Source organism: Calditrichota bacterium (genome assembly GCA_013152715.1).
In the GTDB taxonomy this organism is placed as follows: Bacteria; Zhuqueibacterota; Zhuqueibacteria; order Thermofontimicrobiales; family Thermofontimicrobiaceae; genus 4484-87.
The window spans coordinates 18,103-34,418 of sequence record JAADFU010000023.1; the positions used below are offsets into that span (position 1 = coordinate 18,103).

A 16,316-nucleotide genomic window follows, 5' to 3' on the forward strand; every position below is an offset into this window, starting at 1 on the left:
GGCGCACAAGTGCAAATCCTTGAGACTGCGCTTTGACGCGCGAATTTTGGATTAAGAGCGGAAAGAAAAGACCACAGCGGACAAAATGTTAGGGAGGGAACATCTGCCGGAAACGAGCCTTTTGCTAAATCGTTACTATGAATTGTAACAATTTTCGGAGACATGCAAATTTATTTGAAAAGAATTGAAACCAACTGCAAAAAGACCATTCTTGGGAATGACGCTATTTGTTTTTGAAATCAGCAGCAAACTCTTTCTGCGAGCACGATCGAATCATCGGAACGTCATGCAACACGGCTAACATTTCCGCCACGATTGCTACGGCAATTTCCCCGGGAGTTTCTGTGCCGATGTTTAACCCGATCGGCGCGTGCACTTTTTCAATCAATTTTTCTGAAATCCCCTTTTTGATTAAATTTTGCCTCATTTCCCTGATTTTTTTGGGCGATCCCATGGCACCAATGTAGCGCGCTGGCGAGGAAATGACTTTTTCCAACACTAACTCATCTTTTGAGTGCCGGGGCGTGACAATCACGAGCCAATCATTGGCTGAAATTTCGACTTTTTCCAGATAATTTTGAAACTGGGCACAGATCAATTCACAATTTTCCGGGAAAAAATCTTTGTCGACAATTTCTTCTCGCTCATCAACGACGCGAATTTTCCACCCAGCTTCGTTAGCCACGTTGGCAATGGCGCGTCCGACGTGGCCGCCGCCAAATATTGTCAATCGTTTTTCCGGCAGCACTGGCTCGTAAAAAATCGTCATCTTTCCGCCGCAAATCATCTTTCCAGTTTCCAGTTGGTCAAGCAGATACTCTTTCAGAACAGGTTTCCCTGACCGTAAAACTTGCACTGCTTCGCGAAACGCCTGCACTTCAATAGCGCCGCCGCCGACGGTTCCTTCTGAAGCTCCGTCGGCAAAAACGATCGCTTTGGCGCCTGATTTTCGCGGCGTTGCCCCTTTGGAGTCAACAACAGTAACTATGCAAAAAGGAATATTCTTCTTTTTCCAGTCTGCTATTCTCTCATGATTAATTTCCATTTCTATTCCCAAGCTTTGACAGAAATAAACAAAAATGCACTCGCAGCAAAAAACGAAAGCTTCACAAAGACAAGTTAATATTTTTCAGATAAAAATCAACAAAATTATTGACAATATTTGCGGTAAGCAGTTTCTGTGTTGATGTTAATTAATATTCCCGGATCGGAAACCGCGACGTAGCGAATGAGTTGTCTGTTTTCAGCAAACACATCGCGCAAAGTGGCGGAAAGGGCTTTTTGTAAAATTTTTGAGAAAAGGATTGCGGGAATAATTACCGGATGGCCCGATTTTTTTCCCAAACTGGGGATGATGACGGAATTTTGATGACTTCGAAAGTCACTCGCGAGAACTTCGTACGTAGTCTTTTTTACCAAAGGGTAATCCACCGGAATGATTAAAATTCCCGAAGAAAACTTTGCAAGGTGCTCAACGCCAATGCGAACGGAAGAAAACATGCCGTTTTCAGGGGCTTCATTAATTAAAATTTTCATTGGTAGCTTTAATTTTTCAATTACAGAACGATTTGAATGATTGACGACAGAAACGACGGGCGAGAAATTGGCTTGCAGGCTATTTTCAACAATGGTTCGCAGGAAACTTTTCCCGCGACAGGACAATAATGGCTTCACACCAATATTTTTTAATCTGCTTCCAAAACCAGCAGCTAAGATCAAACATGAAAGCGAGTTGCTTTTTTCCTTTTGATGAGTGGCAAAATTCATAAAACCGAGCACCGCATTATTTCTGCTCGTAGCGGATTTTGAAAAACGATGGATTTTCTTCTAACCCGCCCCAGGAGTTTTTCGTCAAATCAACCGTCAAAAATGTTTTTTTGTCCGGGAAAACCATTACCTTTTCTCTTGCCTTGATGAGAAATTTCTCAATTTTCCAGCCCGTTGAAGCATAATATTTTGCTTCAATTTCATAAATGCCCGGTTGAAGCAACATGTGATAGCTATAATTCCTGGTCATATTTGTTACTTCATGGTCCGGTTTGATCAAATAGCCATTGATGAAAAGCTCCGCATAATTTTTGTAATTTTTGCTCTCATCGGCCACATTTTCGATGGCAATGATTAAATTTTTCTCCTGACTCTTGCGAAAATATTCTGGCAAGGGCTGCGCCGGCGGGATGGCTGTGTAAACCTCATCGACACTCAACTTTTTGGGGCCGGCACAACTCGTTAAAACTGCAGCAATGGCAAGAAGTAAAATGGCATAAATTTTGATTTTTTCTTGCATTGATCCACTCCTTCTGACATTTTCAAAATTCCTGTCATAACTTTAGACGAAGCGGGATGCAGAAAGTTTACAGAAATTACGTCAATTTTTCCAGGCTCATGATAATTTCAAGGAGTCAGGTCTAAATAAACTGGCTTTTTTAGCGACCGTCTTTCGTCAGCTCGTTTCATCAGGTTTTTTTACCAATTCAAACAATTTCGCCTCGATGAAGATCTTAAACAATTCCGCGTCGACTTTGCCATCTTTGACTTCGTAGCCAATGATGTCCAGGGCTTTTTGTTCAGGAACTGCTTTTTTGTACGGTCTGTCCCATGCGGTAAGCGCATCGTAAATATCAGCGATAACCATCATTCTCGACTGGATGGGAATTTCCGGCGCCGACAGACGGCGCGGATACCCGCTTCCATCCAATTTTTCATGATGCGCATAGGCAATTTCCGGGACGGATCTCAATTCGCGCGTCCAGGGAATTTTTTCCAGAAAATTATAAGTGTGCGTCACGTGGGATTCGATTTCCAGCCGCTCTTCATTGCTCAAACTGCCTTTTGGAATGGACAGCCGGGCTATTTCTTCTTCTGTGAGAAGATGCGTGGATTTTCCGTTGGCATCGATCTCCAGCGTCGCGATTTGCTGCAATTTTTCCAATTTGGAATCATTGAGCACGGTGGGTTCGTTGACTTCACAAACGATTTGTAAAAATTCATCCAGTTTTCTAATTTTCTCCTGGGTTTCCCAGTCCAATCTTTCAAACAGTTCCATCGCCTTTTGTTTTTCATAATCCAGCAGAAATTTTATCTTTCTGTCCGCGGATTTCAATTTTGTCGCTTGCGTCAAAATTTTAAAACGATTTTTAACGGTATCCAATTCGTAAGGAAACAGCTTTTTTGCTTTCACCAGAATGTTTTCTCGCACGCCAATTTTGCCGAAATCGTGCAGCAATGCGGCGTACTGAATTTGCTGAAACTCTTCTCGTGAAAAATGCACATCTTTGAATTTTCCTGTTCCGATCCGATCCACTTGTTTTGCCAATGCGCTGGTCAACGTCGCGACGCGCTCGGAATGTCCAAAGGTTGTCGGATCTCTTTGTTCAATGGCGTGCACCGACGCTTTAATGAAACCCTCGAACAGATTCTTGATATCTTCGTACAAACGATTGTTTTCAATGGAAACCGCCGCCTGACTCGCCAGAGAACTCGCTAAATCCACGCATTTTTCATCGAATTCAATGATTTCTTCCTCGATCACGGCCGGTGAACTGAGCAGCACGTCCCAGTGTTTTTTGCGATTGATCAGTTGCAAAACTCCGATCATTTCATCCTTGTGGTTGAGCATGGGAATGACCAACATGGATTTCGTCCGATAGCCCACAGCTTCGTCAAAAGAGCGGTTGTGCGTAAGGCCTGATTCTTTCGAAAGTTCGTAAACGTCCGAAATATTCAAAACTTTCCCTGTCAGTGCGACGTTTCCGGCGATGCTTTTTTTCTCAATGGGCATCACCGATTCGGTGAAATCAATGGGAATCGTGTCGCAGTGCGCCAATTTAAAGCGGAGCTGTTTGTCCGCCAGATAATTTTTCGAGTCTTCTTCCCTATCCGGTATTTTTTCCACCAGATACAGACTGCCGGCGTCGGCGCCGGTGATCTCTCTGCTTTTGCTCAAAATGGTTTCCAAAAGCTTGTCCGGGTCCCGCTCCGCAGAAAGAGCCACGCCGATGTCGTTCAACTCGTGCAATTCTTTCGCTTGAATATTGAGCCGATACGCTAATTCGAATAATTGCCTCTTGTGTTTGAGATAATTGCTCGCATTCATCAGAGCCAGCAAAGATTTGTGATAATCCGGCGGCAAGGTGATTGTTTGCACTGATTCGAATAAAACATCGCCGTGAGCAGACAGCAGTTCCGCTATCGCATCTTCGCCCAATCCGATCAGCGCGACGCGTTCGGCAAGCTCGGGAAATTTTTTGTGCAAACCGCGGATTTCTGCCATACCTGAGGCATCCGAGATGAAAATAAAATATTTGTGCTCGCCGATGAAATCGATGATTTCTGATTTCTCAGTGCTTTTTTTGACCAAAAAATTAAAATGTTTGTAAACGAACGCTTTTTTGAATTGGGGATCAATTTCCGGATAGAAAAACAGAATAGGTAGATAAGTGTCACTCATGATGCCGCTCCTGGCTGTTGTTTGAAATTAGTCACAACTTGAATAAACAAATATATGAAAGAAGTCTCATTTTGGCAAGTCATTTTTCAAATGTCACAATTTTGTAAAAGTTAGCGCCAGGAAAATTATCAGCAAAATTCAGCAAATTTTCTGCTTTTTGTGCTTGACAAACGTTGTGAATTTCAATATATTGCATTGGGACTTATGTCAATTATGGTAATTTCCGAAGGAGGAAATTTGCTCATGCGCAGAATAGTTCAAATTACAATTTTGTTGTTGACGCTCGTTTTTTTCTTTTCTTGCGGTAAAAATGACCGAAATTCGGACCGACAAACGGCTGTGCAAAATTTTGATCCCAATCAGCCCGAATACGGCGGTTCACTGGTTCGCGCGCTCAGCGGCGAGCCGGTTTCTTTGCAGCCGCTTTACGGCTACAGCGACGGCGCTTCATGCGAAGTGATTATTCATCTCTTTCCCCCGCTGGTGCGAAAATTGGAAGACCCGGGAAATCCTGGTCACGCCAAATTAACGCCGGTACTGGCGGAAAAATGGCATTTTGAGCAAGACGGCAAAGTTTTGATTTTCAAATTGCGCGAAGGCGTGCACTGGCACGACGGTCCTGAAGTGACCACAGACGACGTGATTTTTACCTACAAAAGAGCTATCGATCCGCACACGAAAACCATCGTCCACTATGCCTTCAGTCGCATCGATACTGTCCTTGCGCTGGACAAATATCGTTTTAAAGTGATTTACAAAGAACCGTTCGTTTACGCCGTGTACCGCTGGGACATCGGCGTTTTGCCTAAACATATTTTACAAGGCAAAGACATCAACACCGATCCTTTCAACCGCCATCCGATTGGCTACGGCATGTTCAAATTTGTCAGTTGGACGCCCAACGAACAAATTGTTTTAGCCGCGAACGAGAATTCCTTCTGGGGCAGACCTCGTCTCGATCGCATGATTTTTCGCTTTATTCCCGAAGCTGCCGTGCAAATTCTCGAGCTCAAAGCCGGGAATCTGGATCTGGTAACGCGGTTGCACACCACGCAATTTCTGCGCGATCTGTCGGGCCCCGAAGTAAAACAAAATGTGAAAAAGTTTGAATACAACGACACTTTCATGTACGGACTGGTTTTCAATTTAAAAATGCCGCTTTTTCAGGACAAACGCGTGCGTCAAGCCATTTATTATGCCATCAACAAAAAAAGCATCATCGACGGCGTTCAATTTGGCAAAGGAAGATTCTGCTGGGGACCCATTCCGCCGGAGTCCTGGGCATACAATCCCGACATCAAAAAATATCCTTTTTCTCCGAAAAAAGCAAAACAACTCTTTGCGCAAGCGGGCTGGACTGACTCTGACAGCGACGGCATTCTTGACAAGGACGGAGAACCGTTCAAATTTACCATGCTTTCCTTTCAAAATGAGTCTGTGCAGCAAATCTTGACAATTGTCCAGCAACAATTGAAAAAAAGCGGCGTTGCCATGAAAATTAAAGTTGTGGAATGGAGCGTCTATTTGAATACTTTTGTTGCCAAAAGAAATTTCGACATGTGCGTTACCCGCGGCGGATTGGGCGTACTTGCTCCGGATTTGTCTTTTGAATTTCATTCCAGCCAGATTCACGACACCGAATACAACTGGGCAACGTACATCAATCCCGAACTGGATGAGCTCATCGAAAATTCCCTGCGCACTTTTGACCGGGAACAGCAGAAAAAATATTTTTACCGCGCCCAGGAGATTATTTCTGAAGATGTTCCGGTGATCTATTTGTACATGCGCAACAGCATGATCGCCACCAGCAAACGCATCCAGGGAGTGAAACCCTATCCTGCGCCGTTGGGATTTGATTATAATTTGGATTATTGGTGGATACCCAAGGTTTTTCAGAGACAATAAAGTACACACTATAGAAAATAGCCCACGGATGACACGGATTACGCGGATAGGCACGGATAGAATTCCTTAAAATTATTGTCATAAGTATAATGTGTGTGCTTTCGAATAAAATGGGTGTTTATTTGCTTAAAAAGATAAAAGGGCAGCCAAATGTTACATTCAGATATAACAGACAAAATAATAAGAGCTTTCTATAATGTGAACAATACGTTAGGTTTTGGCTTTCTGGAAAAAGTTTATGAAAATGCTATGATTATTGAGCTGCGCAAAATGGGTTGCAAGGTATTACAGCAACAAAACATTAAAGTATTTTACGACAACAAAATCGTTGGGGATTATTTTGCCGATTTGTTAGTTGACGACTTAGTTATTGTTGAATTAAAAGCTATGGATAGCCTTTGTGAAGAGCATGAGGCTCAATTGATTAATTATTTGAAAGCTACTGAAATAGAAGTCGGTCTTCTCTTAAATTTTGGAAAGAAGGCAGAATTCAGGAGAAAGATATTTACAAATGACCGGAAATAAAAAATCAGCGAAAATCTGTGTAATCCGTGTCATCCGCGTGCTATTAAAAAAAAGTGAACGACCATGACATCAAAAACAATAAAATTCGCCTTGCTTTTTTCAGCAGTTTTAATTTCAGAGATATTTTGCCAGACTATCGCTTTCAACAAGTCAATTTCCGGATATTTCACCGGCGGCCAGATGACTTTTGATATTTACAAAAGTTACAGCTCTTTGTACATTGATTTTCGCCGTTACGACCGTTCTTATGCCATTCACAGCGGACAGGAAAAATTAATCTATTCTAAACTCATCAGAGAATTGACGTTGCCGAAATTTTTGCTCCTTCAGTACACATTTTATCCCCTGACTTCTCTCAGCAGCTATCTGGAAACGGAAAAACCGGCAACTTTCAACCGCTTCAACACAATTTATGACATCAACTTATTGCGCTCCGTCAGCGGGGGCTATGAGGAGCCTTTTGCCTGGAGTATTTTTGCCGGAAATATTCTGTTCATGCGCTACCAGTTTCTGGATCAGCGCGACAAACAACGCCGGAAACAGGCGGGTTCCGCTTTGGCGGGTTTTGCCTACAGTTTTGGCTATCACCAGATTTTGGACAATATTTACATTCACGATTTCTGGCAGCAACTTGAATTTGTATTGATTGGCAATATCAACGAAAAAAGTCACCGAAAATTATCCTGGAATTTTCGCGTTGGCGTGAAATTTCATCGCTCAAATTTGCTGAACAACGTGCTGACTTTGCAATTTGAGCGTAGCCAGAGTTACTATGGATCGGACAAGCTCTCTTTCCTCAAAAATTCACTCATCAAATACAAAGCCTATTTCCCCATCACTGGCGAGAATCACCCACCCCATTCGGTGTATCAATATTTCAGCTACGGCAAAAAATTTCCCGTGAAGATTTTTGGCAGGATGGTTTTCTTAGTTGCTGCTGCCGGTGTGCGCTGGGAGTGGGTTTATCGCTATGACAGAGAAAAAAACCGATTTCCCGACAAGCCCGAAGGGTATTTGACATGGCTCTTTTCGCCGAATGTGGAATTTTGAAAGAAATAGCTAAAAATGAGGCCGCTGAAAGGCAAACTAATTTGCAAAAGCTACAATTTCTAAAAAAATGTTGTTTATTCTTCCCGTTCATTTTTAATGCCCAATTTCTGCATCTTCTTATAGAGATTCGTCCGGTCAATTTTCAGGGATTTCGCCGTCTCTGATACATTCCAATTATGGGCATGAAGGGCTTGACTGAAAAAATCTCTCTGGAATGCGTGTTCCGCCTCCTGGTAAGTTTCAAAATATCTCATGTTCATAACGCTTTGGGTCTTTAAAACCAAAGAAATTTCGTCAACGGCGATTTCCTCATTATTGCTTAGAATAACTAATCGTTCGATAATGGATTTCAATTGTCGCACATTACCGGGCCATTCTTGCTGCATGAGCAAATGAATGGCTCCGGCGGTGAAGCCCTTAATGTATTTGTTGTTTTCCGCACAAAAACGCTTTAGAAAATGTTGGGCGAGCTCAGGGATATCCTCTTTTTTTTCTGCCAAAGCAGGCAGAGAAATTTCAATAGTTTGTAGCCGATAATACAAATCCGGCCGAAAAAGTCCCTTTTCAATGAGTTCGGATAATTTCTTATTTGTCGCCGCAAATATTCTCACATCAATTTCCAGATCATCAACGCCGCCAACCGGGGTAATTACATGATCCTCCAGAGTTCGCAATATTTTTGCTTGCGATGACGTACTCAAATCTCCAATTTCATCAAGAAAAAGCGATCCCTGATTTGCCATTTCAATTTTACCTTTTTTATCTTGGAAAGCATTAGTGAAAGCTCCTTTCTTGTAACCGAACAATTCGCTTTCCAGTAAATTGTCCGGAATGGCAGCACAATTTAATTGAACAAAAGGGCCATCTGCCCTTCTACTGCGAGTGTGCAAAGCCCTGGCTACAAGCTCTTTTCCTGTTCCGGTTTCGCCGGTAATAAGCACAGTGCTGTTTGTCGGTGCAATTTTATCGATCAAGGCATAAATTTGTTGCATGGCTTCGCTGGTGCCGACCATTTCATACCGCATCAGTATTTCTTCAGCCATCCAGTGATTTTTTAATTGCAGTTTTCGTTTTTCCAGAGCATGTTTTGCCGTAAGAAGCAACCTGTCCAGGCTGACAGGCTTTTCAATAAAATCATAAGCGCCCAATCGTGTGGCTTGCACTGCTTTCTCGATCGAAGCGTAGCCGGTAATCATGATCAACGGCACATCCGGAGCTGTCATCTGGGCTTCTTGCAGAACTTGCATGCCGTCAATTCCGGGCATGGATAAATCAATAAAGCCAAGATCAACTTTGTCATTTTTCAATATTTTCAACGCTCCGCTGCCATCGTGGACGACTATGACATTGTAATTTTCACTTTTCAATGTTTCCGATAATTGCTCTGCAAACGCCTCGTCATCCTCTGCAATCAAGACTTTCGGTTTGAAATGAACCATTTGTTTCCCCGATTTTTCAGTTACAAAAAGAATTCGAATTATTTATCCAACAAAGGCAGATTGATAGTCACTGTAGTTCCCACACCTTTCCTGCTATGAATATCAATTTTCCCGTTATGATTTTGAATAATATTTTTCGAGATGACCAATCCCATGCCTGAGCCATGCTCGGAAGTAGTAAATCCGGGAGTGAATAAGTTTTGCAATTCTTCCTCCGACATTCCTTTGCCATCGTCAGCAATTTCCAGCGTAACGGAATTTTGACCGCCGTAATCTTGCAGAGGATGTGTCTCCAGATTAGTGGAAATCTTAAGTTGTCCGTGACTTCCCATTGCCGTGACGGCATTGTCGAAAATATTAAAAATAGCTTCTTTGAAATGCTTATCGTCGATTTTGACGTTCAGAGCATTTTCATCATAATTGACTTCAATGCGAACTCCTTCGGGCAGTCTCCTCCTGTATTCCTGCAATGTGTCTTTAAGAATATTATTCAGTTCTCCTTTCTGAAAATTGGGTGAATCAAGACGGGCGATTTTCATGAACACATTAATAGTTTCCCGTACACGCTCTATTTCGGAAATGGCGGTATTGGCCAATTTATTATATTCGCTGCTGAATTCAGATGCATTCTTCTGATATTTTCTTTGCAGCCGTTGGATAGCGAGCAAAATCGTGCCCAAGGGCGTCTTTATTTTGTGGGCGACGCGCTGAGCCATAGATGCCCAAATTCGGGCTTGCTCAGATGCCTTTGTCTCTGACAGATCGATAACCAAAAACAGCATTGGTGATTTGCTTCGGTTATATTTCATACGAAATAGCTCCAAACCGAAAATTTTTCTTTTTCCGGAAAATCCAATATTGATTTCTTTATAGAAATGAGTGTAATAACTTTGAACAAACTCAGCATAAACGGCATCAAAGCTCCGAAAATAGCTATTCTGTTTTGTTAATTCATGAATTGATTTGTGCAAATCATTGGGATGCAAATGCGTCAGTTTCAGAAATGTGTGGTTGTATTTCTTTATTTTACCGGATTGATTCATGATAGCGCAGCCAACTCGATTCGATTCCGGTATGCCGATAGCATTTTTTTGGCGAAAAAAATACAGCCCTGGCAGCAAAATTACCGCTAATATAAAAAGAATTAGTCCGAGAAATTTTCCAATCCCCCAATTCAGTTTTAGCCCCAACCAGTTGAATCTAAACGGCAGCGGAGGGAAAATTTCTTCAACTGGTATTGATGCTTTAAATAATTTATGATTTGACAGGAAAATGTATTGCGCTTCTTCATTGGTAGAGCTATTTAAGCGAAAAATGTCTTTCTTGGATTTATCAAAGGTTTCCGTGGGAAAAAAGCATAGCGGACGAAGCTTATTGTCAGTAATCACAATCGAAGGTGGATTGGAGCAGGTGAAAAATAATTCGTCAAAGCCATCGCCATTCAAATCATCGTTTAAAACCAAAAACTTTTCACCGTAATAATCAGAAAAATTGATTAATTCTATTGAATGAGAAAATTTATTATAATGAAACAAACCAGTATTTCCTTCCTCGTCTAACACAACAATCTTGGGATCGCCATCGTATTCCAGATCAAGAATTTTAATGATGGCGGGTTTGAGCGCGATATTTTCCAACTCATATTCGCACAGTACTTTCAACGATTTTCCGTCGATTATTCGCAAAAACGAAGGAATCTGGCCATTGTCCCGACGAGAATAGCAACCGGAAATTATGTCAAGCACATGATCTCCGTTAATATCAAACATATCAAAACATACATAACTCGACTCACCGAGATAAGCCCATTTTTTTAGTACTGATCCATCGTTATTTAAAATTGTTAGATAGCTGCTGTCGCGACGAAATTCGCCAAAAAAACGTCCGTCCGATGCTCCGGCAAGGGCAACGACTATTTGAGGGGTTGGGTTGTCATCAACGTTGATAGTTTGAAAAAAGTGGAGCATGGGAGCAAAATATTTCGCAAAAATGTTTTCTTTTGTAAACAGATCATAGCCCAACAAAGCCCGTGGGTATCCGTCAGCACCGGTATTAAACCCCACTAACAAATCTTTCCTGCCGTCAGAATTTAAATCCGTAAGTTCTGCCTCGTCAAGATTACCATCCCAATTTCCATTTCCGTTTCTGTCTTTTCCGCAAATAGTCTGAATTGATTGGGTGGGCTTTAATCTGGAATTATAAATGTCGACATATCCCCTATCCTTGTCAATTCGGTAAGTAAGACATCGATAGTTCTTACTCCCATGCAATTCAATTAAATTATTTGAATCTAAATGATTTCTCAAAGAAATACCTGTATCAAAAGTTAAGGAATAGGTATCAATCTCGCGTACAAAAAGAAAAAAAGGGTTATTGTCATCTGATCTTAAAATCCCAATTTCCTGCTGAAAATCATTATCAAAATCATCAAGAATAAAATCCCACACCTTGTCGTAGCTGTTGATAATAGGTGTTATTGTTCCGACTTGCTTGATTTTTGAGATGTCCCAGTGGATTGTTTCGGGTGTATTTTTTTCTTCAGCGGAAGATTTTGTTAGTCCTAGAATTAATTGGGAACTGAAGAAGATCAGTAATATGAAATTGCGTTTGGTCATGTTTTATTCCCTTGCATTTAAAATTATTCGATCGATTTAATAATAGCGAAATTATGGTAGAAATGCAAGGGGAAAGTGATTCCTTTAAAAAAGCTTTCAGCGGGCTAAAATTATCTTTTTTACATACTGATATTCACCCGCCTGAAAGATAACTAAATAAATACCGCTTGTTACTTTTTCTCCGCTATAATTTTTACCATCCCATAGAACATTGTATCGTCCGGCATTTTATTTACTTTCAAGAAACTTAAATTTTGACTCTCTACATTTTAAGGGTTGGATGTCATTCTCGAAAGCTCTTGTCGGGAATCCAGAGCGGGAAGCAACAGTTTCTCGTATAAAATTAGGTCGTTGATTTTTGACAAATCTCTGGCACTATTCAGTAGTTATTTGAACCAATTTTTTCATTCTTTTCAAAAATTTTTCTGTTTCAATTTCTCCAACAATTCTCAATTCCTTAATTTCATTGCCACTACAATCAAGAAAAATATAAGTCGGCATTCCAACAACATCATATTTGCTCTTTAATTTTTTAATTTGGTCACTCTCCACTGAGCAATTAACCTTAATCATTGAAAACTGTTTTGCTAATTCAGTTACTCGTCTATCCATAAAAGTAGTTTTATCCATTTTTTTGCAGGCTAAACAATAATCTGTATAAAAATCAAGAATGGCGGGTTTATCAGTCTCTTGTATTTCAAACAAGTTCCTTCCTTCATAATGAACCCATTTAATCGCTGATGTTTCGACCTTTTTTGCGTTATTAATAAAAAGAATACCTGATAAAATGAGAACAATTCCTAATACATATTTAATGAATTTGAATCCTTTTGAATAACCTGGTGTATGATCTAAAAATCCTAACATTAGCCCAGAAAATATTATCAGCAATCCGAAAAAAAAGCCCTGTTGGTTAGTAACATGTTTTGCTTGTGGCAGAAAGAAATACAGCGCAACACCTATTAAAAGGTAGCCAAACATTTTTCGCACCCAGACCATCCAGATACCCGATTGTGGTAACTTATTTAGAAGCCCTGAAAAAGTTCCTAAAATTAAATAGGGTAAGCCAAGACCAAGTCCCATAATGAAAAATAGAAATGTCCCTTTTGCTACGATGCCCAATTTTGCGACAAGCCCAACCAATCCAATGATTATCCCTGCCGCACATGGGGCGATAACGACGCCAACAGTGAGTCCCATAACAAAAGCGCCAACGTTTCCATCCCGGGATTTACCGAGACGGGATGATAACCACGCAGGTATTGTTATCTCAAATGCGCCAAACATGCTGGCAGCCATTGCTAAAATAATGATGGTAATAATTACAACAAACCATGAATTTTGGAATAAAAATCCCCATTGTTTTCCGGCAAGACTGGAGATCAGTCCCAATAATGCAAAAATAATTGCAATACCGAAAACATAAAATAATGCCATCAGGAAGCTCGAACTTTTTCTGCGATCACTTTGACCACCGAAAAATCCAACCGTCAGAGGAATGACAGGATATACACAGGGAGTAAGGTTTAAAGCTAATCCAAAAACAAAAAATGAAATAATTGAAAAAAACAAACCTTTTTCTAATATGTTTTTAGCTCTAATCTCATCGGAAGTCAGTTGGATGGCTTCTGAAACTTTGGCTACCTTGTAATCCACAAGTTCTTTACTATTGTTTTTTATCGAAGATATTTTATTTTTAAATATCTTTACCGGAATTTTAAAATTTTCCTCCGCCGGATTTTTGCAGCTCACTTCATTACAAGCTTGGTATTTTATAACTCCCTTAAGTACAGAATTGTTTTCTGAAAAATTTGGACTTATAATTGCTTTAACATTAAAAACAACGTCTCCTTCGTAAACAGCTATTTTTTCATCAATATAAGGCAGGGAAATTAATTTTGGCTTTGGATAGTTTATTTCACCTAATTTGATTCCTTTTTTAGGAAATAATTCAATTATAGTTGGTTTAAGATAATCTAAAGTCGGTTTATGTGAATAGATATGAAAACCTTCTTTTATCTTGATTCCAATTTGAATACTGACAGTGTCACCAGCGAAAATTTTTTGCGGGGACATTTTCGTTGAAACGGTTACTATACTATCTTTTGGAACAGCTTGGCAAAATAGCTGTTGTAAAGTAATTAATAATATCAGACAGGCTATTGTTGTAACTTTTTTAGTCATGCTTTTGCCTTGTTTTTTGTGATCAATTATCATCTTTTCAATGTGGTAATGGTTATCCTTTTTTCAGCAAAAAGAATTTCTTTTGACTTTACCCGTTTCATCCCTCGCGTGAGTCTGATTATCTTTTCCAGATCTTCAGTTAGATAAGGAATGCCATCTCAATCGTCACATCCGCCAGGTGCGGTCAGCCTTACAGCAGCAAGACCCGCAGGCCATCTCTCGCAGCATCCGGGAATTGCACCAGCAGGTTCTTCGTTGGCGCGATCTCACCACCAATTGGTCAGCTCTGCGCGAGATCGCTCTGGCCAGCATCAGCACCGCGGTACACGAGGGGGACTACGTGGAGTTGCGTCATGCCAGCCAGGTGCGACTACACGCGCCAGAGGCTCCGCCTGACCTTACCTGGAATGCCTGGGCCGCGGTTTGTACCGATCCAGCCATTCTCGAGCCGCTGGCCGACTGGCTGGTGAACGCTCTACCGGCGCGTGGCTGGCAATTCGACGTCATCTGTACCCTTTCTACTACCGGCATTCCCCTGGCTACCCTGCTGAGCGTAGGACTGAAGCGTACGCTCGTGGCCAGGGATAGCGAAACCGGCCACTTCATGCCGCGCCGGCCACAGCCCGGTGAACGCCTGCTCTTGGTGGATGCCACGGTGCAAACGGGCGGTCATATACAGGCGGCCGAGACCGAAGCTGCACGTGCTGGCGCCAGCGTAACCGCTGCTGTGGTGATAGCCATCAACGACATGGTGTCCGCCGATACGCGTGCGGGCATCGTTGCCCCCTGGCTGGCGGAGGGCCGTCTGCTCTATTTCTACCGCCTTTCCGACCTCTACCGTCATTGGCGGGCTGCGAAAAGTAGCCAGGACGAGGCCACAACATGACGCAAGTGGATGCAGCCTGGCCCGTAGAGCAGGATAGTATTCGTGCCCGCTTGCTGGCGCTCTTGCTTGAGGCTGGCGCTTACAGGCCCGAAAGCCAGTTCGTCAACGTTGACCACCTCTGGGCTACACCCTCTATCCTGGAGCCGTTTTGTCATTACCTGGCCGAGTTCTTGCGCGCGACACTTCCAGTGCCCCAGGTAGCAGGGCTAATCAGCTTGGAATTTGGGCGATTAGAAATCACCGCTACCCTTGCCAAGCCCACCTTCGTGGGCTGGTTTCGATTCTGATTCAGTCGGCGCAGGCCGACTTCGCGATGGTAGGTGCGGTTTCGAACCGCCCCCTGTCGGGCGATTAGAAATCACCGCTACTCTTGCCAAGCCCACCTTCGTGGGCTGGTTTCGATTCTGATTCAGTCGGCGCAGGCCGACTTCGCGACGGTAGGTGCGGTTTCGAACCGCCCTCTAGAAACCGCCGTGCATCCGGAGCAGATTCCATGCGAGCGCCCTACACGCAACTCTATCTGCACCTGGTGTGGGCAACGTGGGATCGGTTGCCCCTGATCACCGATGAGGTCGAGCCTCACCTCTATGCTGCGATTGCCGACAAATGCCGGGAGCTGAAGTGCGTCACGCTGGCGATTGGTGGTGTTGCTGATCACGTGCATCTTCTGGTGCGGCTGCACACAACTGTCTCGGCGGCCAAGTTGGCGAAACGAGTGAAAGGCTCCTCCTCCCATCTGGTGACCCACGAGATTAGGCCGGGAGAATTCTTCAAGTGGCAGGGCGCTTACAGTGCCTTCACCTTGCGGAAGGGTGACGTCCCGACCGTGCAGGCGTACATTGAGCGCCAGAAAGAACACCATGCCGTCGGACACTTGCGGGACGACTGGGAACAGATCATGATTCCAGATGAGGGACAAGAAGTATCGGTTGATTAGTCGCCGCAGGCCGACTTCGTGAGGGTAGGTGCGGTTTCGAACCGCCGTTTGTCGGGCGATTAGAAATCACCGCCACCTTTCCCAAGCCCACCTTCGTGGGCTGGTTCCCGATTCTCAAGATCTGCGTCCGAAGCCTGCGCAAATCTGCGTCCCATTTTCCAACCGCCCTCTCTCTATCTGCGTGTATCAGCGTTCATCAGCGTCCCATTCTCTAGTTCAGTCGGCGCAGGCGGACTTCGCGATGGTGGGCGTGGTCCCCAACCGCACTGCATTTGCGTAGACTACTGCGGGCGCTTGTGTTATACTTCAGTGACCCTATGAG

At 42.9% G+C, this 16,316-nt stretch carries 12 protein-coding genes; 5 read left to right on the forward strand and 7 right to left on the reverse strand.

The window, feature by feature from the left end; all coding sequences use genetic code 11:
• Positions 1–223: 223 nt before the first annotated feature.
• The 4 genes from GXO74_02110 to GXO74_02125 form a co-directional block, all read right to left on the reverse strand.
• The gene (locus tag GXO74_02110; GenBank protein NOZ60451.1) at positions 224–1,045 is read right to left on the reverse strand and encodes a hypothetical protein; all 822 of its coding nucleotides are present in this window, start codon (positions 1,043–1,045) and stop codon (positions 224–226) included.
• Between the two features lie 104 nt (positions 1,046–1,149).
• The gene (locus GXO74_02115; protein NOZ60452.1) at positions 1,150–1,767 is read right to left on the reverse strand and encodes a nucleotidyltransferase family protein; all 618 of its coding nucleotides are present in this window, start codon (positions 1,765–1,767) and stop codon (positions 1,150–1,152) included.
• Positions 1,768–1,783: 16 nt separating this feature from the next.
• A complete protein-coding gene (locus GXO74_02120) occupies positions 1,784–2,287 on the reverse strand; it encodes a hypothetical protein (protein ID NOZ60453.1) in 504 nt (167 codons plus the stop codon).
• A 156-nt stretch (positions 2,288–2,443) separates the two neighbouring features.
• On the reverse strand, positions 2,444–4,450 hold the full coding sequence (locus GXO74_02125; GenBank protein NOZ60454.1) for a GAF domain-containing protein: 2,007 nt from the start codon (positions 4,448–4,450) through the stop codon (positions 2,444–2,446).
• Positions 4,451–4,693: 243 nt separating this feature from the next.
• On the opposite strand from GXO74_02125, the gene GXO74_02130 reads away from it, so the two are divergent.
• The 3 genes from GXO74_02130 (at position 4,694) to GXO74_02140 (ending at position 7,933) form a co-directional block, all read left to right on the forward strand.
• Positions 4,694–6,358, forward strand: coding sequence for a peptide-binding protein (locus GXO74_02130; GenBank protein NOZ60455.1), 1,665 nt, complete (start codon positions 4,694–4,696; stop codon positions 6,356–6,358).
• 150 nt (positions 6,359–6,508) lie between these two features.
• Entirely contained in the window at positions 6,509–6,883 is a 375-nt protein-coding gene (locus GXO74_02135) for a GxxExxY protein (protein NOZ60456.1), read from the forward strand.
• A 63-nt stretch (positions 6,884–6,946) separates the two neighbouring features.
• Positions 6,947–7,933 (forward strand): hypothetical protein, encoded by a 987-nt coding sequence (locus GXO74_02140; protein ID NOZ60457.1) that lies wholly within the window; start codon positions 6,947–6,949, stop codon positions 7,931–7,933.
• A 74-nt stretch (positions 7,934–8,007) separates the two neighbouring features.
• Here GXO74_02140 and GXO74_02145 read toward each other — a convergent pair whose 3' ends face one another.
• From GXO74_02145 to GXO74_02155, 3 genes are all read right to left on the reverse strand, one after another.
• Positions 8,008–9,372 (reverse strand): sigma-54-dependent Fis family transcriptional regulator, encoded by a 1,365-nt coding sequence (locus GXO74_02145; GenBank protein ID NOZ60458.1) that lies wholly within the window; start codon positions 9,370–9,372, stop codon positions 8,008–8,010.
• Positions 9,373–9,410: 38 nt separating this feature from the next.
• Positions 9,411–11,987, reverse strand: coding sequence for a hypothetical protein (locus tag GXO74_02150; protein ID NOZ60459.1), 2,577 nt, complete (start codon positions 11,985–11,987; stop codon positions 9,411–9,413).
• Between the two features lie 375 nt (positions 11,988–12,362).
• On the reverse strand, positions 12,363–14,171 hold the full coding sequence (locus tag GXO74_02155; protein ID NOZ60460.1) for a thioredoxin fold domain-containing protein: 1,809 nt from the start codon (positions 14,169–14,171) through the stop codon (positions 12,363–12,365).
• Between the two features lie 235 nt (positions 14,172–14,406).
• Between GXO74_02155 and GXO74_02160 the strand changes: the two genes are divergently transcribed.
• Entirely contained in the window at positions 14,407–15,057 is a 651-nt protein-coding gene (locus GXO74_02160; protein NOZ60461.1) for a hypothetical protein, read from the forward strand.
• A gap of 493 nt (positions 15,058–15,550) precedes the next feature.
• Entirely contained in the window at positions 15,551–15,994 is a 444-nt protein-coding gene (tnpA, locus tag GXO74_02165; protein NOZ60462.1) for an IS200/IS605 family transposase, read from the forward strand.
• Positions 15,995–16,316: the final 322 nt, after the last annotated feature.